At 69.9% G+C, this 19,460-nt stretch carries 21 protein-coding genes and 1 riboswitch; of the genes, 9 read left to right on the plus strand and 12 right to left on the minus strand.

Translation table 11 applies throughout. From position 1 onward, the window contains the following. Positions 1-209 precede the first annotated feature (209 nt). The 3 genes from OG735_RS19175 to OG735_RS19185 form a co-directional block, all read right to left on the minus strand. A complete protein-coding gene (locus OG735_RS19175; protein ID WP_327324421.1) occupies positions 210-908 on the minus strand; it encodes a copper homeostasis protein CutC in 699 nt (232 codons plus the stop codon). 366 nt (positions 909-1,274) lie between these two features. Next, positions 1,275-1,709, minus strand: coding sequence for a DUF6479 family protein (locus OG735_RS19180; RefSeq protein WP_327324422.1), 435 nt, complete (start codon positions 1,707-1,709; stop codon positions 1,275-1,277). An 80-nt stretch (positions 1,710-1,789) separates the two neighbouring features. Beyond that, positions 1,790-2,443, minus strand: coding sequence for a maleylpyruvate isomerase family mycothiol-dependent enzyme (locus OG735_RS19185; RefSeq protein ID WP_327324423.1), 654 nt, complete (start codon positions 2,441-2,443; stop codon positions 1,790-1,792). A gap of 48 nt (positions 2,444-2,491) precedes the next feature. On the opposite strand from OG735_RS19185, the gene OG735_RS19190 reads away from it, so the two are divergent. Further along, positions 2,492-3,139 carry an HD domain-containing protein gene (locus tag OG735_RS19190; RefSeq protein WP_327324424.1) on the plus strand — a complete coding sequence of 216 codons (648 nt, stop codon included), beginning with the start codon at positions 2,492-2,494 and terminating at the stop codon, positions 3,137-3,139. A gap of 150 nt (positions 3,140-3,289) precedes the next feature. Here OG735_RS19190 and OG735_RS19195 read toward each other — a convergent pair whose 3' ends face one another. Both OG735_RS19195 and OG735_RS19200 read right to left on the minus strand, forming a co-directional pair. After that, a complete protein-coding gene (locus tag OG735_RS19195) occupies positions 3,290-3,556 on the minus strand; it encodes a DUF4031 domain-containing protein (RefSeq protein ID WP_327324425.1) in 267 nt (88 codons plus the stop codon). Continuing rightward, positions 3,553-3,909: a hypothetical protein gene (locus OG735_RS19200; protein WP_327324426.1), complete on the minus strand. Its 357-nt coding sequence runs from the start codon at positions 3,907-3,909 to the stop codon at positions 3,553-3,555. Before OG735_RS19200 ends, OG735_RS19195 begins: the two co-directional genes overlap by 4 nt. A 116-nt stretch (positions 3,910-4,025) precedes the next feature. Here OG735_RS19200 and OG735_RS19205 point away from each other — a divergent pair, with 116 nt between their 5' ends. From OG735_RS19205 to OG735_RS19220, 4 genes are all read left to right on the plus strand, one after another. Continuing rightward, positions 4,026-4,943: a MurR/RpiR family transcriptional regulator gene (locus tag OG735_RS19205; RefSeq protein WP_327324427.1), complete on the plus strand. Its 918-nt coding sequence runs from the start codon at positions 4,026-4,028 to the stop codon at positions 4,941-4,943. 53 nt (positions 4,944-4,996) lie between these two features. After that, positions 4,997-5,926 carry an N-acetylmuramic acid 6-phosphate etherase gene (murQ, locus tag OG735_RS19210; protein WP_327324428.1) on the plus strand — a complete coding sequence of 310 codons (930 nt, stop codon included), beginning with the start codon at positions 4,997-4,999 and terminating at the stop codon, positions 5,924-5,926. A gap of 41 nt (positions 5,927-5,967) precedes the next feature. Further along, positions 5,968-7,512 carry a PTS transporter subunit EIIC gene (locus OG735_RS19215; protein ID WP_327324429.1) on the plus strand — a complete coding sequence of 515 codons (1,545 nt, stop codon included), beginning with the start codon at positions 5,968-5,970 and terminating at the stop codon, positions 7,510-7,512. Between the two features lie 230 nt (positions 7,513-7,742). After that, positions 7,743-8,240, plus strand: coding sequence for a peptidylprolyl isomerase (locus OG735_RS19220; protein WP_327324430.1), 498 nt, complete (start codon positions 7,743-7,745; stop codon positions 8,238-8,240). A 129-nt stretch (positions 8,241-8,369) separates the two neighbouring features. Here the strand turns inward: OG735_RS19220 and groL are convergent, their stop codons facing one another. From groL to thrC, 4 genes are all read right to left on the minus strand, one after another. Beyond that, entirely contained in the window at positions 8,370-9,992 is a 1,623-nt protein-coding gene (groL, locus tag OG735_RS19225; protein ID WP_327324431.1) for a chaperonin GroEL, read from the minus strand. Positions 9,993-10,381: 389 nt separating this feature from the next. Beyond that, positions 10,382-10,585, minus strand: a complete 204-nt coding sequence (locus OG735_RS19230) for a cold-shock protein (RefSeq protein ID WP_005315736.1) — start codon at positions 10,583-10,585, stop codon at positions 10,382-10,384. Positions 10,586-10,996: 411 nt separating this feature from the next. Beyond that, positions 10,997-11,272 carry a MoaD/ThiS family protein gene (locus tag OG735_RS19235; RefSeq protein WP_142217854.1) on the minus strand — a complete coding sequence of 92 codons (276 nt, stop codon included), beginning with the start codon at positions 11,270-11,272 and terminating at the stop codon, positions 10,997-10,999. Positions 11,273-11,295: 23 nt separating this feature from the next. Continuing rightward, complete coding sequence (gene thrC / locus OG735_RS19240) at positions 11,296-12,579, minus strand: threonine synthase (RefSeq protein WP_327324432.1); 1,284 nt, start codon at positions 12,577-12,579, stop codon at positions 11,296-11,298. 17 nt (positions 12,580-12,596) lie between these two features. Beyond that, positions 12,597-12,724, minus strand: a riboswitch (SAM riboswitch). Positions 12,725-12,887: 163 nt separating this feature from the next. Here thrC and OG735_RS19245 point away from each other — a divergent pair. The 3 genes from OG735_RS19245 to OG735_RS19255 all read left to right on the plus strand — a co-directional run bounded on the left by OG735_RS19245 (position 12,888) and on the right by OG735_RS19255 (position 15,655). Then, positions 12,888-13,826 carry a glucosyl-3-phosphoglycerate synthase gene (locus OG735_RS19245; protein WP_327328375.1) on the plus strand — a complete coding sequence of 313 codons (939 nt, stop codon included), beginning with the start codon at positions 12,888-12,890 and terminating at the stop codon, positions 13,824-13,826. A gap of 39 nt (positions 13,827-13,865) precedes the next feature. Next, positions 13,866-14,120 (plus strand): hypothetical protein, encoded by a 255-nt coding sequence (locus tag OG735_RS19250; protein WP_327324433.1) that lies wholly within the window; start codon positions 13,866-13,868, stop codon positions 14,118-14,120. 125 nt (positions 14,121-14,245) lie between these two features. Next, complete coding sequence (locus tag OG735_RS19255) at positions 14,246-15,655, plus strand: alpha,alpha-trehalose-phosphate synthase (UDP-forming) (protein ID WP_327324434.1); 1,410 nt, start codon at positions 14,246-14,248, stop codon at positions 15,653-15,655. Here the strand turns inward: OG735_RS19255 and otsB are convergent. The 3 genes from otsB to OG735_RS19270 form a co-directional block, all read right to left on the minus strand. Next, positions 15,632-16,480, minus strand: coding sequence for a trehalose-phosphatase (gene otsB / locus OG735_RS19260; protein WP_327324435.1), 849 nt, complete (start codon positions 16,478-16,480; stop codon positions 15,632-15,634). The genes OG735_RS19255 and otsB overlap by 24 nt on opposite strands. 9 nt (positions 16,481-16,489) lie before the next feature. Further along, positions 16,490-16,726 (minus strand): DUF3263 domain-containing protein, encoded by a 237-nt coding sequence (locus OG735_RS19265; RefSeq protein WP_385300400.1) that lies wholly within the window; start codon positions 16,724-16,726, stop codon positions 16,490-16,492. Between the two features lie 157 nt (positions 16,727-16,883). Next, positions 16,884-18,155: an ABC transporter substrate-binding protein gene (locus OG735_RS19270; protein ID WP_442812452.1), complete on the minus strand. Its 1,272-nt coding sequence runs from the start codon at positions 18,153-18,155 to the stop codon at positions 16,884-16,886. A 249-nt stretch (positions 18,156-18,404) separates the two neighbouring features. Here OG735_RS19270 and OG735_RS19275 point away from each other — a divergent pair, with 249 nt between their 5' ends. Further along, positions 18,405-19,298, plus strand: coding sequence for an SIS domain-containing protein (locus tag OG735_RS19275; RefSeq protein WP_327324437.1), 894 nt, complete (start codon positions 18,405-18,407; stop codon positions 19,296-19,298). Positions 19,299-19,460: the final 162 nt, after the last annotated feature.

A 19,460-nucleotide genomic window follows, 5' to 3' on the forward strand; every position in this document is an offset into this window, starting at 1 on the left:
CCCTTTGGTCCTTTGGTCCTTGGCGGAGACTTGTTGAACGTCGACCCGCTACTGCGTGGACAATCGGAGCAAGAGGGATAAATCTTGACCTTTCACCTCCGCGTATCACCTGCCCGGTCGAGGTATTTGCGCCGAAAGTGCACCACACGCCGGAAAGGCTGAAAATCAGCCTTTCCGGCGTGTGAGCGGGGCCCGAGGCGGGCCCCGGTTCACCCGTCCAGCGCCTCCCGCCATTCCCGCACCGCCGGTGCCGCCACCGGGGCCGACCAGCCGCCCGGCCGCGCCGCGCCGCCGATATGGAACGCGTCCACGCCCGCCGACCGCAGCGCCGGCAAGTGGTCGAGGCGCAGGCCACCGCCGACCAGGATCTGCGGCTCGTAACCCGGTTCACCCCGTCGCGCCGCCTCCGCCAGCAGCGTCGGAAGCCCGGCGTCGACACCCTCGGCCGCGCCCGCGGTCAGATAGGTGTCCAGACCCGGCAAATCCGCCAACTGCTTGCGCAGCGCATCGCGGTCCGCCGCCCGGTCGATCGCCCGGTGGAACGTCCACCGGCAGCCGTTCAGCTCCGCCACCACCCGCTCCACCGCGACCAGATCGGGGTTGCCGTTCTCGTCCAGGAACCCGAGCACGAACTCCTCCGCACCCTCCGCCCGCAGCTCTCGCGCGGCCCGCACCAGCGCGTCCACGCCGCTCACGTCACCCGCGGCGAACCCGTCGGCGAGGCGCAGCATCACGCGCAGCGGGATGTCGACGGCCGCGCGGATCCGGGCGTATGTCTCCCGGGTCGGAGTCAGCCCGTCGGCCGCCATGTCGGTGACGAGCTCGAGCCGGTCGGCCCCTCCGGACTGGGCGGCGACCGCGTCCTCCGTGTCGAGAGCGATCACCTCCAGGACTGCACGGTTGCTCATGAAACCCCATTCCTTCAGGGAGACGACTACGGCTCATACAGGTCTAGTCCAATCCCAGCCTAATACGCATGTACGACGAAGGCAGCTGCACCGCGCTTCCACGGGGCTTCCGCACAGGATCACCACGTGGCGCCGTATACGGCCTGGGGGTATATGGGTGACGCTGCTCGCCGTACACACCGATGAGGACGAGTCCGAAGTCCTGCGGCCGGCAGGCGCGTTGGAGCACGCGTCCGAGCATCCCGTCGCGCCGGAGGGCGCCAAGGACGAGGCCGTGGCCGCAGGCCGTACCGCGATCGTCGTTACCGTCACCGTCACCTGGGACGTTGCGGCTTCAAGTCGGCCCGGCGGATCCGTAGGTGCGGCTCAGCCGCCCGGGCCGCCGCTTCCGGACGCGCCGCCACTCCCGCCGGGGCCACCGCTTCCGCCCTGGCCACCGCTCCCGGACGCGCTGCCACTGTCCTCCCCGGGCGGAGGCGCGGCCTCGGGCTTCATGCTGGGGCTGTGCGTGCTGTGGGTCTTCATGTTGTACGGGAGGAGCCGCCCGCCGTCATGCGGGAAGTCGTCCTCGTCCGGCTCACGAACCTCTTCGATGTGCGTCGGATGGTCGGGCGGCTTCGGCTGCTCCTCGGGACGCGGCGGGACCCGCTGCTGATCCCGCCGTCTCCCGTCAAACCACATGGCGCCCGCCAGGAGCGCGATGAGGAAGACTCCGAAGATGAAGGGCACGGCTCCCTTCAGCTGCTCAGCGACCGCGAGGTCGGAAACCGGGCTGTTCTGGGCGAGCATCAAGGCGTTCATAGGGTCTGCCTCCGCACACCACCGGAATGGCACACATGCCCTTTGCCCCATTGTCGCCCCTCCCCACCGTCACCACCGCTTCAGCCGAAGAAGACCAGCTCCTTCTCGTTCGCTCCGGTGAGCTCGTAGCGCGTGCCGGTCAGCGGGCGGCCTGCCAGCAGGCGGATCAGAGTCGGGGCCGCTCCGGTGTACGTGGCGGGGTCGGGGCTGTCCGCGCCGAGGACGATCGGGCCGTCCCGGCCGTCCAGCCGGGCCAGCAGCGGCATGGTCCTGCGGGCCCTGGTGAGCCCGGCCAGCAGCTCCAGCGCGTACCCGAGGCCCTCGCCCGCGTACGCTCCCGGCTCACCGAACGCCTCCCGTACGTCGCCGACGTGCACCCATTCGCCGAGTGCGATGCCGTCCAGCAGCCCATGCTCCGCCTTCGCGATGACCGGCCCGGCCTCGGTCATACCGCGCTCCAGCTCGTCCACGACACGGGAGTTGGACCACTCGGCCCGTTCGGCGATATCGCGGTCATTGGACTCGGGGCTGAACACACCCTCCTCGAACCGCCCCTCCACCACCCGCATCAGCGCCGCGCCGCAGTGCGCGAGCACATGGCGCACGGTCCAGCCGGGACAGCAGGTACGGAGGGCGAAGTCCTCGTCGGGGCGGGCACGCAGCAGCGGGACAAGGGCGTCGCGCTCGGTGCGCAGCAGCCGGCCGGGAAGCTCGGGATCGCGTACAGATTCCATGGCGCCCAGCCAACCGCATCCGAGGGGGCCCCGCTCTAGAGTCGCCCCATGACCGACGACTTCGTGGACCTGCGCGCACGCTGGAACCGGACCCTCCTCGCCGCCCGCCACGGCGCCGGCGCACCGGACCCGCTGCCGTACGCCGAGAATCTGCTCTCGCGCTGGTCGGAGCCGCAGCGCCGCTACCACACGGTCGATCACCTGACGGCGGTGCTGAACCATATCGACGTACTGGAGGAGCACGCCGCGGATCCGGACCTGGTCCGCCTCGCGGCCTGGTTCCACGACGCGGTCTACCTCCCCGACCGCTCCGAGAACGAGGAACGCTCCGCCCACCTGGCGGAACGCGCCCTCACCGAGGCCGGGTTGATCCCCGCCGCCACCGCCGAGGTCGCCCGGCTGGTCCGCCTCACAGTCACCCACGCGCCTGAGATCGACGATCTGAACGGCGCGGTCCTGTGCGACGCGGACCTGGCCATCCTGGCGGCGCCGCCGGAGCCGTACGCCGCGTACAGCGCGGCCGTACGCGAGGAGTACGCCTTCGTCCCGGACGACGCCTTCCGCGCGGGCCGCGCGGCGGTGCTGCGCCAGTTGCTCGGCCTGCCGCGACTGTTCCGTACGCCGCACGGGGAGCGGGAGTGGGAGTCGCGTGCGCGGCACAACCTGGCGACAGAGCTGAAGCTGCTGGCGTCCTGACCCGCGTCCTCGACGTCCGGCGCGCGCGGAACGGCGCGCGCGGGAGCGCGTGCCGAGGTCTGATTCACCGCCTCCTGCTCGGAGATCACCCGATCGTGCGACGCCGACGCAAGCGGCCGGATTCGCCCGCCTGACTCGCGCCGGGCGCCCTCAAGCGGGGCGCCCCTTGCGTCTGCGCAGCCCCGCCTTCGTCAGCAGCACGACCACCTCGCGGCTGGACACCTCCACCGCGCCCGCCCCCACCGCGTCGGCATACCGGTGCGACGGCACGTCGTAGTGGTCCCGCTCGAAGGCCCGCGGCGGGCAGCCGATCGATGCCGCGAACGCGTGCAGCTCCTCGTACGAGACATCGCTGACCAGGTGCGACCACAGCCGGCCGTGGCCCGGCCAGGTCGGCGGGTCGATGTACACCGTCACGAGAGGCCGCCGACCGGCGCCACCACGACGCCCGCCTTCGCGCAGACCCAGTGCGGGTCCGGGCCCAGCTCCGGTTCGACGTCCAGCGCGTGCGGGTCGCCGGCGTCGCAGACCGGGCACAGCGGCCATCTTCCGTGCCGCTCGAGCAGCGCGTCCTGGACGTCCTGGGCCACCAGGCCGGCGATGTACTCGACGCCCTCCGGCCACTGCTCGACCCACCAACGGCGGTGCGTCACCGCGTCCTCGACCAGCGAGACGACCGCCGCGTCGGCCACATCGCGGGCGGCCAGGTCGGCGAGGACCAGCGCACGCGCCGCGTGCAGGGCCTGCTCGAGTGGGTTCGCGTCGTCCATGAAGCCATTGTCACCCCACCCACTGCGCTGCCGGCCGGCGGTCCACTCCCGGCCGCCGGTCCACCCCGGACCAAAGGGGGTTGACGACAAAGGAATTCCGAAAATATCTTTCAAGGGTGACCAATCCAGTGAAGGAAATTTTCAGCGTCGACGCTCCGCCCGCCCCCGCCGCCCTCGCGGCCAAGGTCCGGACCCTCGCGCCGTCCATGACCCGCTCCATGCAGCGGGTCGCCGAAGCCGTCGCCGACGACCCGGCCGGCTGCGCGGCCCTCACGGTCACCGGCCTCGCCGAGCTCACCGGCACCAGCGAGGCCACCGTGGTCCGCACCGCCCGGCTCCTCGGCTATCCCGGCTACCGCGACCTGCGCCTCGCGCTTGCCGGGCTCGCCGCCCACCAGCAGTCCGGCCGCGCGCCCGCCGTCACCGCCGACATCGCCGTCGACGACCCCATCGCGGACGTCGTCGCCAAGCTCGCGTACGACGAGCAACAGACCCTCGCCGACACGGCCGCGGGGCTCGACACCGTACAGCTGGGCGCCGCCGTGGCCGCCGCCGCGACCGCCCGCCGTATAGACATCTACGGCGTCGGCGCGTCCTCCCTCGTCGGCATGGACCTCGCCCAGAAGCTGCTGCGCATCGGCCTGATCGCGCACGCCCATACCGATCCGCACCTCGCCGTCACCAACGCCGTGCAGCTCCGCTCCGGCGATGTCGCCATCGCCATCACCCACTCCGGCTCCACCGGCGATGTCATCGAGCCGCTGCGCGTCGCCTTCGACCGGGGTGCGACGACGGTCGCGATCACCGGCCGCCCGGACGGGCCCGTATCGCAGTACGCCGACCATGTGCTGACCACCTCCACCGCCCGCGAGAGCGAGCTGCGGCCGGCCGCGATGTCGTCCCGCACCAGCCAACTACTCGTAGTGGACTGCCTGTTCATAGGCGTGGCGCAGCGCACGTACGAGACGGCGGCCCCTGCCCTGGCCGCTTCGTACGAGGCGCTCGCCCACCGGCACAGCCCCCGCACCCGCTGAGCACTCCGATCACCCCCCTCCCCCCACGGACCGAGAAAGCTGAGCCGCTCTTCATGACCTTCTCCTACGGTGAACTCCGCGCCGAGCTGGCCACCCTCACCACTGAGGCGTTCCGGCCCGAACTCGCCGAGATCGACCGGCTCCCCACCCTCGAGATCGCCCGGATCATGAACGGCGAGGACGAATCCGTCCCCGCCGCCGTCGCCGCGCAGCTGCCGCGGATCGCCGCCGCGATCGACGACACCGCCGAGCGGATGTCCCGCGGCGGCCGGCTGGTCTACGCGGGCGCCGGCACGGCGGGGCGCCTCGGCGTACTCGACGCGAGCGAGTGCCCGCCCACCTTCAACACCGACCCGACCGAGGTCGTGGGCCTGATCGCGGGCGGCCCGTCCGCCATGGTCAAGGCGGTCGAGGGTGCCGAGGACAGCAAGGAGCTGGCCGCCGCCGACCTGGACGCGCTGAAGCTGACCGCGGACGACACGGTGGTCGGGATCTCCGCCTCGGGCCGTACCCCGTACGCGATCGGCGCAGTCGAGCACGCCCGCTCCATCGGAGCGCTCACCATCGGCCTGTCCTGCAACGCGGACAGCGCACTCGGCGCGGCCGCCGACCACGGCATCGAGATCGTCGTCGGCCCCGAACTGCTCACCGGCTCCACCCGGTTGAAAGCCGGTACGGCGCAGAAGCTGGTCCTCAACATGATTTCGACGATCACGATGATCCGGCTCGGCAAGACATACGGGAATCTGATGGTGGACGTCCGCGCCTCCAACGAGAAGCTGCGCGCCCGCTCCCGCCGGATCGTCGCGCTGGCCACCGGCGCGTCGGACGAGGAGATCGAGGCCGCCCTCGCCGCGACCGACGGCGAGGTGAAGAACGCCATCCTCACCATCCTCGGCTCGGTCGACGGCCCCACCGCCGCACGGCTCCTGACCGAGAGCAAGGGCCATCTGCGCGCGGCACTGCAGTCCGCCCGCCGGTAACCACCGACTGAACGTCCCCCCACAGCAAGGCACTCCGCACCATGGCAACAGACGCCCCCAACGCTCCTGACGCCCCCAACACCCCGGACGGCCCGGACGCCCTCAACGGCCCCAACGGCCCGGACAAGAACAGCGCCGTCGCCGCCGCCATCCTCCCCCTGGTCGGCGGCGCCCGGAACATCACCAGCGTCGCGCACTGCATGACCCGCCTCCGCCTCGGGCTGCGCGACTCCTCCCTCGTACAGGAAGAGGCGCTGAAGGCGCTTCCCGCGGTCATGGGCGTGGTCGAGGACGACACGTACCAGATCGTGCTCGGCCCGGGCACGGTCGCCCGGGTCACCCCGGAGTTCGAGGCGCTCGTGGCAGCGGCCCCCAGGACCGCCGATGAGCTGGCCGACCGGGGCGCCGCCATCAAGGCGGCCCGGAGGGCGAAGAATTCGACGCCCTTCAAGCTCTTCCTGCGCCGTATCGCGAACATCTTTGTCCCGCTGATCCCGGCCCTCATCGGCTGCGGCATCATCGCCGGCCTCAACGGCCTGCTGGCCAACCTCGGTTGGGCCCCGGCCGTGGTGCCCGCGCTCGCCGCGACGGCCTCCGGTTTCATGTCGCTGATCGCGGTCTTCGTCGGCTACAACACCGCGAAGGAGTTCGGCGGTACGCCGGTCCTGGGCGGCGCGGTCGCCGCGATCATCGTCTTCCCGGGCGTAGCGAAGATCACCGCCTTCGGTGTCCATCTCTCCCCCGGCCAGGGCGGCGTCCTGGGCGCCCTCGGCGCGGCGGCGCTCGCGGTGTACGTGGAGAAGTGGTGCCGCCGCTGGGTGCCGGAGGCCCTGGACGTCCTGGTCACGCCGACCCTCACGGTCCTCGTCGCCGGCCTGGTGACTCTCTTCGGCCTGATGTTCGTGGCCGGTGAGATCTCCACCGCGATCGGCGAGTTCGCGAACTGGCTGCTGGCAGGCGGCGGCGCGGCCGCGGGCTTCGTCCTCGGCGGTCTCTTCCTGCCGCTGGTGATGCTGGGCCTGCACCAGGCGCTGATCCCGATCCACACCACGCTCATCGAGCAGCAGAGCTATACGGTCCTGCTCCCGATCCTCGCGATGGCGGGCGCCGGGCAGGTGGGCGCGGCGGCCGCGGTCTACGTCCGGCTGCCCCGCAACACCTCGATCCGCAGCACCATCAAGTCCGCGCTCCCGGCGGGCTTTCTGGGCGTCGGCGAGCCGCTGATCTACGGCGTCTCGCTCCCGCTGGGCCGACCGTTCATCACGGCCTGCGTCGGCGGCGCGTTCGGCGGCGGCTTCGTCGGCCTGTTCAACATGCTGGGCGACAAGGTCGGCTCCACGGCGATCGGCCCCTCGGGCTGGGCGCTGTTCCCACTGCTCGACGGCAACAAGGGCCTGGGCGAGACGATCGGGGTCTACGCGGCCGGGCTGCTGGTCGGTTACGTCGTCGGCTTCCTGGCCACGTACTGGTTCGGCTTCACCGAGCCGATGCTCAAGGAGCTCAACGTGGACGGAGAAGCCTCTACGCCCGTGGCCTCCGACGCGACGTCGGCCGCCGCCGCGAAGGAACAGGCCGCCCGGGTCTGACACATCTGGCGAGGCTCCTGTTGGGGCTCCGCCCCAAGTCCCGCTCCTCAAACGCCGGAGGGGCTGTTGTTCAAGCCCGTCCGGCGATTGAGGACACGGCCGAAGGCCGTACGGGGGCCTGGGGGCGCAGCCCCCCCCGCCTGCTCCTTGATGCCTGCCCCATGCCCACCGACCCGGCGGACCGGGGCGCCCGTCGCGCCCACGCCTGCCGGGGATGTCAGGATGGTCCTATGACGACCAAGGTCTACTTCGACATCACCATCAATGACGCCCCCGCCGGGCGGATCAACTTCAACCTGTACGACGACGTCGTTCCCAAGACGGCAGAGAACTTCCGCGCGCTCGCCACCGGCGAGAAGGGGTTCGGCTACGAGGGGTCCTCCTTCCACCGCGTCATCCCCGACTTCATGCTGCAGGGCGGCGACTTCACCCGCGGTGACGGCACGGGCGGCAAGAGCATCTACGGCGAGAAGTTCGCCGACGAGAACTTCAAGCTCACGCACAACAGGCCGGGCCTGCTCTCGATGGCCAACGCCGGTCCGAACAGCAACGGCTCCCAGTTCTTCATCACCACCGTGCTGACGCCGTGGCTGGACGGCAAGCACGTCGTGTTCGGCGAGGTCGCCGACGAGGACAGCATGGCCCTGGTCAAGAAGATCGAGAGCTACGGATCGCAGAGTGGCCGGACCAAGGCCAAGATCACCATCTCCGGCTCCGGCGTCGCCTGACGAACCTGCGGGACCTGAGCGGCCGAGAGGTCCGGGTCCCCGCGTGACCACACGCTGAAACGCCCGAAGGCGGCACCCCTGTCAGGGATGCCGCCTTCGGTTGCGTAACCGGGCTTACTGAGCCGAGGCTCAGAAGTCCATGTCACCGCCCGGCATGCCGCCGCCCGCGGGGGCACCGGCCTTCTCGGGCTTGTCGGCGATGACGGCCTCGGTGGTGAGGAACAGCGCCGCGATGGAGGCCGCGTTCTGCAGAGCAGAGCGGGTCACCTTCGCGGGGTCGATGATGCCCTCGGCGATCATGTCGACGTACTCGCCGGTCGCGGCGTTCAGACCGTGGCCGACGGCCAGGTTGCGCACCTTCTCGACGACGACGCCACCCTCGAGACCACCGTTGACGGCGATCTGCTTGAGCGGAGCCTCCAGCGCGAGCTTCACGGCGTTGGCGCCGGTCGCCTCGTCACCATCGAGGTCGAGCTTCTCGAAGACCGAAGTCGCCTGGAGCAGAGCCACGCCACCACCGGCGACGATGCCCTCCTCGACGGCGGCCTTGGCGTTGCGCACCGCGTCCTCGATGCGGTGCTTGCGCTCCTTGAGCTCGACCTCGGTCGCGGCGCCGGCCTTGATGACGGCCACGCCGCCGGCCAGCTTCGCGAGGCGCTCCTGGAGCTTCTCGCGGTCGTAGTCCGAGTCGGAGTTCTCGATCTCGGCACGGATCTGGTTGACGCGACCGGCAACCTGGTCGCTCTCACCGGCACCGTCGACGATCGTGGTCTCGTCCTTGGTGATGACGACCTTGCGGGCGCGGCCCAGCAGGTCCAGGCCGGCGTTCTCGAGCTTGAGGCCGACCTCCTCGGAGATGACCGTGCCGCCGGTGAGGATGGCGATGTCGTTCAGCATCGCCTTGCGGCGGTCACCGAAGCCCGGAGCCTTGACGGCAACGGACTTGAAGGTGCCACGGATCTTGTTGACGACCAGGGTCGACAGGGCCTCGCCCTCGACGTCCTCGGCGATGATCAGCAGCGGCTTGCCGGACTGCATGACCTTCTCGAGAAGCGGCAGCAGGTCCTTGACCGAGCTGATCTTCGAGTTGACGATCAGGATGTACGGGTCGTCGAGCGACGCCTCCATACGCTCCATGTCGGTGGCGAAGTACGCCGAGATGTAGCCCTTGTCGAAGCGCATACCCTCGGTGAGCTCAAGCTCCAGACCGAAGGTCTGGGACTCCTCGACGGTGATGACGCCTTCCTTGCCGACCTTGTCCATCGCCTCGGCGATGAGCTCGCCGATCTGGGTGTCGGCGGCGGAGATGGAGGCCGTGGAAGCGATCTGCTCCTTGGTCTCCACGTCCTTGGCCTGCTCGAGCAGCGCACCGGAGACGGCCTCGACGGCCTTCTCGATGCCGCGCTTGAGGGCCATCGGGTTGGCACCGGCGGCCACGTTGCGCAGGCCCTCGCGGACCAGCGCCTGGGCGAGGACGGTCGCGGTGGTCGTACCGTCACCGGCGACGTCGTCCGTCTTCTTGGCGACTTCCTTGACCAGCTCGGCGCCGATCTTCTCAAACGGGTCCTCGAGCTCGATCTCCTTGGCGATGGATACACCATCGTTGGTGATCGTGGGGGCGCCCCACTTCTTCTCGAGGACGACGTTGCGGCCCTTGGGGCCAAGGGTGACCTTGACGGCGTCGGCGAGCTGGTTCATCCCGCGCTCGAGACCGCGCCGTGCCTCCTCGTCGAACGCGATGATCTTGGCCATGTGAAGTGGTCCTCCCGGACTGGGGTGGATTCTCCGGACCGCGCTGGCGCCCGCGACGGACGGCCTGCATGCCTTGTGGTTCCTTGCCCCACCCGGCCTGCGGACCTCACCAACCCGGTCCTCGTTGTCACTCTCACTGTCAGAGTGCTAACGCCAATGATTAGCACTCGCCCTAGGAGAGTGCAAGCGACTCTCACGGATCGAAGACCCACGAGCGGACCCACGGGCGGACGCACGAAGGGACCCGCGGGCAGACGCACGAAGGGACCCGCGAGCGGACCCCGCAGCGGACGCGCAGCGGACCCGCGGGCAGACGCACGAGGGGCCCGCATCCCTGGTGGGATGCGGGCCCCTCGGCGTGAGTGCGTCGGTGGCCGATCGCGCCGAGATCAGACGGCGAGCTTGACCATATCCGCCTGCGGACCCTTCTGGCCCTGCGAGATCTCGAATTCGACTCGCTGACCCTCTTCAAGGGTGCGGTACCCGTCCATCTGGATCGCGCTGTAGTGGACGAAAACATCCGCACCACCGTCGACCGCGATGAAGCCGTACCCCTTCTCCGCGTTGAACCACTTGACGGTGCCCTGAGCCATGCCTAACTCCCCTATTACTGGCCCTTGCGCAGGACCGCACTTCGCGGACCCGGGTCAGACCTCCACCCTCCGACAGGAGAGGGTGTGCGCCGGAACGCGTCGACCGCGGCTGAATGTATCTGCCCAACTGCCCTCTGCAACAGGTCAATCCGACGAGAAATCCGAGCACGCGTGAACGGATAATTGAACTGAATTCAATAAATTCCGGGGCAAGTCGGGCCCGGCAAATGGCGCTTAAGAGGCAATTCGATCGAACTTATTGGCTGCTTCTCGATGGGGCCAGGACGCATTCTCATATGCGGCCGGCATAAGCAGCGGCGGGGCCTTCCCCAACTGTACCGCGCTCAACCATACAGAATTGCCCCCTCCGCTTCTCTTGCGGAGGGGGCAATTCTGGTGACGCTGCGTAGCTCAGCCGCCGGCGACGGCAGGAATGATCGAAACGCCCGCACCGTCCGGCGTCGCGGTCTCAAGACCCTGCTCGAAACGGACGTCGTCGTCATTCACGTACACGTTCACGAAGCGGCGCAGCTTGCCCTGGTCGTCCAGGACGCGCGCGGCGATGCCCGTGTGGTTCTTCTCCAGGTCGGCGATCACCTCGGAGAGCGTCGCGCCCTCCGCCGGGACCTCGGCCTGACCGCCCGTGTACGTACGGAGAATGGTGGGGATGCGGACGTTCACGCTCATGGTGTTCTGCCTTCCGTAGGTAGTCAGCTGGCCAGGCCGGCGTCGCGGAACGCGTCGAGGCTCGGGCGGATGGTCGCCGTGGGTCCGGTCGTCGGAGCGACCGCATCGAGGGTCTTGAGACCGTCGCCGGTGTTGAGCACGACCGTGGTGAGCGCCGGGTCGAGCACGCCCTCCTCGATCAGCTTCCGCGTCACGCCCACGGTCACGCCGCCCGCGGTCTCCGCGAAGATGCCCTCGGTACGGGCCAGCAGCTTGATCGCGTCGACGATCTGCTCGTCGTTGACATCCTCCACCGCGCCGCCCGTACGGCGCGCGATGTCCAGCACGTACGGGCCGTCGGCCGGGTTGCCGATGGCCAGCGACTTGGCGATGGTGTCCGGCTTCTGCGGGCGTACGACGTCGTGCCCGGCCTTGAAGGCCGTCGACACCGGCGAGCAGCCCTCCGCCTGGGCACCGAAGATCTTGTACGGCTTGTCCTCGACCAGACCGAGCTTGATCAGCTCCTGCAGACCCTTGTCGATCTTGGTGAGCTGCGAGCCCGAGGCGATCGGGATCACGATCTGGTCGGGCAGCTGCCAGCCGAGCTGCTCGCAGATCTCGTACGCCAGCGTCTTGGAGCCCTCGCCGTAGTACGGGCGGAGGTTGACGTTGACGAAGCCCCAGCCCTCGCCCAGCGGGTCGCCGATGAGCTCCGAGCAGAAGCGGTTGACGTCGTCGTAGTTGCCCTCGATGCCGACCAGCTCGCCGCCGTACACCGCGGCCATGACGACCTTGCCCTGCTCCAGGTCGTGCGGGATGAACACGCAGGAGCGGAAGCCGGCCCGTGCGGCGGCCGCACCGACGGCGCCCGCGAGGTTGCCGGTGGAGGAGCAGGAGAGAGTCGTGAAGCCGAAGGCGCGCGCGGCCTCGACGGCGATCGCGACGACGCGGTCCTTGAAGGAGTGCGTCGGGTTGCCGGAGTCGTCCTTGATGTACAGGCCACCGGTAACGCCCAGCTCACGGGCGAGATTGTCGGCCTTGACGAGCTTGGTGAAACCGGGGTTGATGTTCGGCTTCTCGGCCACATCGGCGGGGACGGGCAGCAGCGGGGCGTACCGCCAGATATTGTTCGGACCCGCTTCGATCCGCTTCTTCAGCGCGTCGGGGTCGCCGCTCGGCAGGTCGTACGCGACTTCGAGGGGCCCGAAACACAGGGCACAGGCGAAGATCGGGCCGAGGTCGAAACGCTCTCCGCACTCGCGACACGAGAGCGCCGCGGCGGGACCGAGGTTCACTGGAGTGGTGCTTGCGACAGTCTGAACAGCCATGGAGGCGAGGCCCTTTCTCCTCATCTTCCCCGTGACGCATTTCGCCACGAGACGGAATTGGCACCTTCCCCACCGTGACCTCGCGGTCGGCGGGAGGGTTGCCGGGGCTTCAACGGGCCGTTCCCTCTGCCCCTCTGGATGAGCGGTATTCGATTGTCAGCGTGAGGACCCCCGACATGCGACGGTCATCCGCGTTGTTCAAGACTGTAACCGAAGGCCTGGACGGTTGAGATAGTCGTCCGAACCGCGAGATGAAGATCATGGCCCCTGCCGCTGGCGCGGCGTGGCACAACCAGGGAGTAACGAGCGTGCTGGAAGAGGTGGAGCGCTGGCTGAGCAGGCGTTCCTGGTCCGCGTCCGACCGGCCGCTGCACCAGCTCATCGCTGCCAAGCGCGGTACGACCGTCAGTGTCGTCCTGCCCGCGCTCGACGAGGAGGCGACGGTCGGCGAGATCGTCACCGTGATCCGGCGCGAGCTGATGGAAGCGGTGCCGCTCGTCGACGAGCTGGTCGTCATCGACTCGGGCTCGAGCGACCGTACGGCGGAGGTGGCCGCGGCGGCCGGCGCGCGGGTGGTGCACCGCGACGCGATACTGCCGCGGATACCGGCGGCCCCCGGCAAGGGCGAGGTGCTGTGGCGGTCGCTGATGGTGACCAGCGGCGACATCGTCTGCTTCATCGACGCGGACCTCAGGGACTTCTCGGCGGACTTTGTCTCCGGGATCGTGGGACCGCTGCTGACCGACCCCGACGTGCAGTTCGTCAAAGCGATGTACGACCGGCCGCTGGGCGATGTTGCAGGTCAGGGCGGCCGGGTCACCGAGCTGGTGGCGCGCCCGCTGCTCAATCTGCACTGGCCGCAGCTGGCCGGGGTCGTCCAGCCGCTCGGCGGCGAGTACGCGGCGCGGCGCTCGCTCCTCGAGCGGCTGCCCTTCCCCGTCGGTTACGGAGTGGAGCTGGGACTGCTCGTGGACGCGCTGCACACGGTAGGTCTTGACGCGCTGGCCCAGGTGGACGTCGGCTCGCGCAAGCACCGGCACCAGGACGGGCAGGCGCTGGGCCGGATGGCCGCGGCGATCTACCGTACGGCTCAACTGCGGCTGTCCCGGGGCCACTTGGTGCGGCCGGCGCTCACGCAGTTCGAGCGCGGCGAGGACGGCTTCGAACCGCGCACCTATCCGGTGGACACGGAGGAGCGGCCGCCGATGCGCGAGATCGGTGAGTACGCGGCGCGTCGCGCGGCATAACCACCACCACTGTGGCGGTCTGTCCAACACTTCCTGCTTATGGGCTTCAGATACAGTGCGGGCGCTCCGCGCCGCAGTGCCGGGCTTCCGCGGTTCCTCGGGGCCCTGGCAGCCATCACCACCGTTCTGACCGCTGTGGTCATCCAGGGACAGGCGATGGCCGACACCGTCGCCCCGGCGAACCGGGGCGACCACAACTCCGAGCGGCTGTGGCTCCTCGGCGGTCTGGCACTGAGCCTGACCGCGGCCGGTGTGATCGCGGTCGCCGCCACGCGCGGCCGCCGCCATCACTGAACGGGCGCCAATCAGTGAACGGGCGCCGCAATCTCCGACCTGCTCCCGTGAATCACCAATCTGCCGACCTGCCCTTCGGCCGTACGCACGTTTGAGGGTTTGTGCGACGGGCTAGGTTTCGCCACATGGTTTCCGAGCACCCTGCTGCCCAGGTCCTCGTCGCGTCGAACCGCGGCCCGGTCTCGTACACGCTGCGCGAGGACGGCTCGCTCGACGCCAAGCGTGGCGGCGGCGGGCTGGTCTCCGGTCTCTCCGCCATCGGCTCCGAGGCGGACGCCCTGTGGGTGTGCGCCGCGCTGGGCGACGGCGACCGTGAGGCGGTACGGCGCAGGGTCGGCGAGACCGGGGTGCTGATGCTCGACATCGACCCGGCCGTCCACTCCGACGCGTACAACGGCATCGCGAACTCCGTGCTCTGGTTCGTCCACCATCTGCTGTACCAGACGCCGGTGGAGCCGGTCTTCGACGATGAGTTCCGCCGCCAGTGGGCCTCGTACGAGACCTACAACCGGGCCTTCGCGGACGCGCTCGCCGCGCAGGCGGCTCCCGGTGCGGCGGTCCTGGTGCAGGACTACCACCTGGCGCTGGTGCCTGGCATGCTCCGCGAGCGGCGCCCGGATCTGCGGATCGGGCACTTCTCGCACACGCCGTGGGCGCCCGTCGACTACTTCCGGATGCTGCCCGACGACATCGCCGAGCAGCTGCTGCGCGGCCTGCTCGGCGCGGACCGGACCTGTTTTCTGACCCGGCGGTGGGCGGACGCGTTCGCGGCGTGCTGTACGGAGCTGCTGGGCGCGGACTCCCTGGAGGGCACCCGGATCGGGGTGCACGGGCTCGGCGCGGACGCGGACTTCCTGCGGGAGCGCGCGCACCGGCCGGATGTGGCGGAGCGGCTGGTGGTGCTGCGCGAAGAGATCGGCGGCACCCCGTCGGCGCCCCGGAAGACGATCGTCCGGGTGGACCGCACCGAGCTGTCCAAGAACATCGTGCGCGGCCTGCTCGCCTACCGGCAGCTGCTGGAGTCCCGTCCCGAGTGGCGGGAGCGGGTCGTCCATGTCGCCTTCGCCTACCCATCCCGGCAGGACCTGGCGGTGTACCGCGACTACACGGCGGCGGTCCAGCGCCTCGCCGACGAGATCAACTCCGGCTACGGGACACCGACGTGGACCCCCGTCGTCCTCCATGTGAAGGACGACTTCGCCCGCTCCCTGGCCGCGTACCGGCTGGCCGATGTGGCCCTGGTCAACCCGATCCGTGACGGCATGAACCTCGTCGCCAAGGAGATCCCGGTCGTCTCGGACAACGGCTGCGCGCTGGTGCTGTCGCGGGAGGCAGGGGCGTACGAGGAATTGGGCGAGGACGCGGTGGTGGTGAACCCGTACGACGTGACCCGCACCGCCGAAGCGCTCCACGAGGCGCTGACGATGCCGGACAACGAACGGGCCGGGCGCACCAAGCGGCTGGCGGCGGCGGCGACCGCGCTGCCGCCGCAGAAGTGGTTCCTGGACCAGCTACAGGCGCTGCGCGAGATCTGACAGAAACCCGACCACCGCCGCCGGGCCCGGCAGCAGCAGATCGGCCCGCTCCGCGAGCTCGGGGACCTCCTCGCTCCCGCTGCACACCAGCAGACCGGGGACGCCGTCCGCGCGGAGCTTCTCCACCGCGGCGAAGGCGGGCAGATCGCCGAGGTCGTCGCCGGCGTAGAGCACGGAACCGGCCTTCACCTCGCGTACGTACTCCTCGAGCGCCACGCCCTTGTCCATGCCGGGCGGGCGTAGCTCCAGGACCATACGGCCCGGCTCCACGATCAGGCCGTGGCGTGCGGCGAGTTCGGTGAGCGGTTCACGCAGGGCCTCGAAGGCCGCCTGCGGGTCGGACGCACGGCGGGTGTGGACGGCGACCGCCTGACCCTTCTCCTCGATCCAGATGCCCTGCCAGGCGCCGATGCGGTCCAGGAATCCGGGGAGTTCGGCGCGGACGGCCGCGACGCCGGGGTGCGGGGCAGGCGTATGCACGGTGCCGGAGACGGCGTCCCAGCGCTCGGCGCCGTAGTGGCCGAGGACGACGAGATGGTCGAGGCCCGGCACTCCGGCGAAGCCGCCGTACCGCACGGCGACACCGGCGGGGCGGCCGGTGATCACGGCGACGGACAGGACCCGCGGGGCGAGCGCGGCGAGCGCGGGGACCGCGCCCGGGTGGGCGCGGGCCTGGTCGGGGTCGGGCACGATCTCGGCGAGGGTGCCGTCGAAGTCGAGTCCGACGACGGTTTTCTCGGGCCTGGCGAGGATCGCGGCCAGACCTTCCCGGCCGGCGGGCGTCGACGGTGTCGGCAAGGGGTGCGCATGCGGAGTGCTGCCCATGCCCCGACCCTATCGGCGACTTCGCCGGGCGTCTCTGACACGACGCAGCCGGTTGACGGTCACGGGGTCGTGGGCCAGGGCGCGCTCGTCGTCGAGAAGGGCGTTGAGGAGCTGGTAGTAGCGGACCGGGGAGATACCGAGCTGCTCGCGGATGGCCCGCTCCTTTGCGCCGGGTCCCGGCCAGGAGTGGTGCTCCATGGCCAGTACGGCACGGTCCCGCTCGGAGAGCGCCTCGTCGTGGGTCATACGATCCAACATATCCGCGCGACGAGGCCCGCTGTCCCGCTGTCCGCGCACTCGGCTGTCCGGCTGTCCGGCTGTCCGGCTGTCCGGCTGTCCGGCTGTCCGCGCATTCTGCTGCCCGGTTGCCGGACCACTCGGCTGCGCGGTTGCCGGACCTCGGCTACTCGGCGTTCTCCGCAGCGGTGGCCGCCCGGCCGATCCGGCCGAGGACGGTCGCCGGGTCGCCGCCCGGCTCGACGGCCTTGCCTATGTTCCCCTTGATGTTCTCGCTGACCGAGGCCCACGACGTCTTGCCGACCGGCGGAAGCACCGAGGTGGGGAGCTCGTGGAGGAACTTCCTCAGCTCCAGGTGCTCCGGGTCCTTCTCCATCGCCTCGGACGCGGTGACCGTCGCCGGCAGCAGGGCGTTCTGGCCGGCGAAGTCGAGGACGTTCTTGTCGCTGAAGACGAAGTCCAGGAACTTGCCGACCTCGACCCGGTGGCCGTTCTGCTTGAAGCCCATGATCCAGTCGGCGACGCCCATCGCCGAGTTGGCCTTGCCGTTCCTGCCGGGCAGCGCCACCTGGCCGACCTGGACGCCCGCCTTCTCTGCGGCCTGCATCAGCGAGGGGTGGCCGTTGAGCATGCCGACCTCACCGCGGGTGAAGGCGGCGAACGCCTCCTTGCGGTTCAGCTTGGAGGGCGCGACCGGGCCGGTGAGCTTCTTCTCGACCAGGTTCTCCTTCAGCCAGGTGAAGGTGCTGATGTTCTGCGCGGAGTCGATCGCGTACTTGCCGACCGGGTCGATATAGCCGTCGCCACCGCTGAGCAGCCACATCATGGTCTCGGCCTGGGCCTCTTCCGGACCGAGCGGCAGCGCGAAGGGGTACTTCGCGTCCGTGTTGGCCTTCAGCCTGACCGCGTCGTCCTTCAGGTCGTCCCAGGTCTTCGGGTCCTCCTTGATGCCGGCCGCTTTGAAGAGCTTCTTGTTGAAGAAGAGGAGCCGGGTGGAGGCGACGAACGGCAGACCGTACTGGACATGCCGCTGTTCGCCGGCGTCGACGAGCGGGGCGAGGAAGTTGGACTGCACCGGTACGGAGAGCAGTTGGTCGGCGCTGTAGAGCTTGTCGGCCGCGGCGTAGTCGGCGTACGCCCCGATCTGCGCAATGTCAGGGGCCTTGCCCGCCTTGACCATCCCGGCGACCTTGCGGTCGACGTCGTTCCAGGACTCGATCTGGACGTCGATCTTGATGCCGGGGTTCTTGGACTCGAACGCGGCGGCGAGATCCGCCCAGTACTTCTTGCTGCTCTGGCCGCCGGCCACGTCGTAGTCGGCCGCGACCAGCTTGAGCGTCACATCTCCGGAAGCGCTGGAGCTGCCACAGCCCGAGAGCGTCATCGTCATACCCAGTGCGGCGACTGCCGCGGTCAGACCCAAGAAGCGCTGCTGCACAGCTCTTCCCCACCCTCTGCCGTTGGTTGCCCGTCTTGTCCCAGACGGCCCCCGCGACGTCTTCTGAGATGAGCAGCGATTTTCCCCCATCCGGGTGATGAGGTCTACTCCACTGGATATCACTTCTGCAACGCCTGGCCCACGGCGGACGGCATTGCCCGGGTGGGCCACGGCCTGCTAAGCACGTCACGGCACGAAGTGGTCGGTGCCGGTCCCGAGTTACGCGTACGTCACCAGGAGCCTTGCCGCATGTCCCGTACCGCAGCAGAGATTGCCACCCAGCCCGCCTGCTGGCGACGAGCGGCCGAGGCCGCCGCCGCCTTCGAGGGACTTCCGGCGCCGGGCGAGCGCGTCGCCGTCACCGGGTGCGGGACGTCCTGGTTCATGGCGATCGCGTACGCCGCGCTGCGGGAGGCGGCGGGACAGGGCGAGACGGACGCCTTCGCCTCCTCCGAGTTCCCGGCCGGCCGGTCCTACGACCGTGTCGTCGCGATCACCCGCTCCGGCACCACGACCGAGGTGCTCGACCTGCTGCGCGAACTGAAGGGCTCGGTGCCGACGCTGGCTCTGACCGCGGACCCGAAGACGCCCGTGATGGAGGCGGCGGACGCGGTGGCGGTGCTGGACTGGGCGGACGAGGAGTCGGTCGTCCAGACCCGGTTCGCCACGACCGCGCTGGCGTTCCTGCGGGCGGGGCTCGGCGACATCCCGGGTCTGAAGTCGGTCGCCGACGCGGCCGTCGACGCGGAGCTCGCGATCACGGAGCCGCTCGCGGACGCGGTGGTCGGCGCGGAGCAGTGGACGTTCCTGGGCCGCGGCTGGACGTACGGGCTGGCGCTCGAGGCGGGTCTGAAGATGCGCGAGGCGGCGGGTGCGTGGACGGAGTCGTACCCGGCGATGGAGTACCGCCACGGTCCGATCTCGATCACCGGTCCCGGCCGGGTGGCGTGGATCTTCGGCGCGCTGCCGGAGGGCCTGTCGGTGGACGTGGCCCGGGTGGGCGGCACGCTGGTGGCCCGTCAGGAGACGGACCCGCTGGCGGACCTGATCCGTGCGCAGCGTCTCGCGGTGACGCTGGCCGAGTCGAAGGGCTACGACCCGGACCGCCCGCAGAACCTGACCCGCAGCGTGATTCTGGGCTGACGGGTCCGCGGGGTGCGGGCCCGGTCCGGCGGGTGCGGGTGCGGGTGCGCCTGCGGCGGGCTTGTTCCCCACCCCGCCCCTTCCCGCTGTGCCCATGTGCGGCTCCGCCGCGTGGGGGGCTTCGCCCCCAGACCCCGTATGCGACCTTCGGCCGCATGTCCT

The organism is Streptomyces sp. NBC_01210 (genome assembly GCF_036010325.1).
GTDB lineage: Bacteria > Actinomycetota > Actinomycetes > Streptomycetales > Streptomycetaceae > Streptomyces.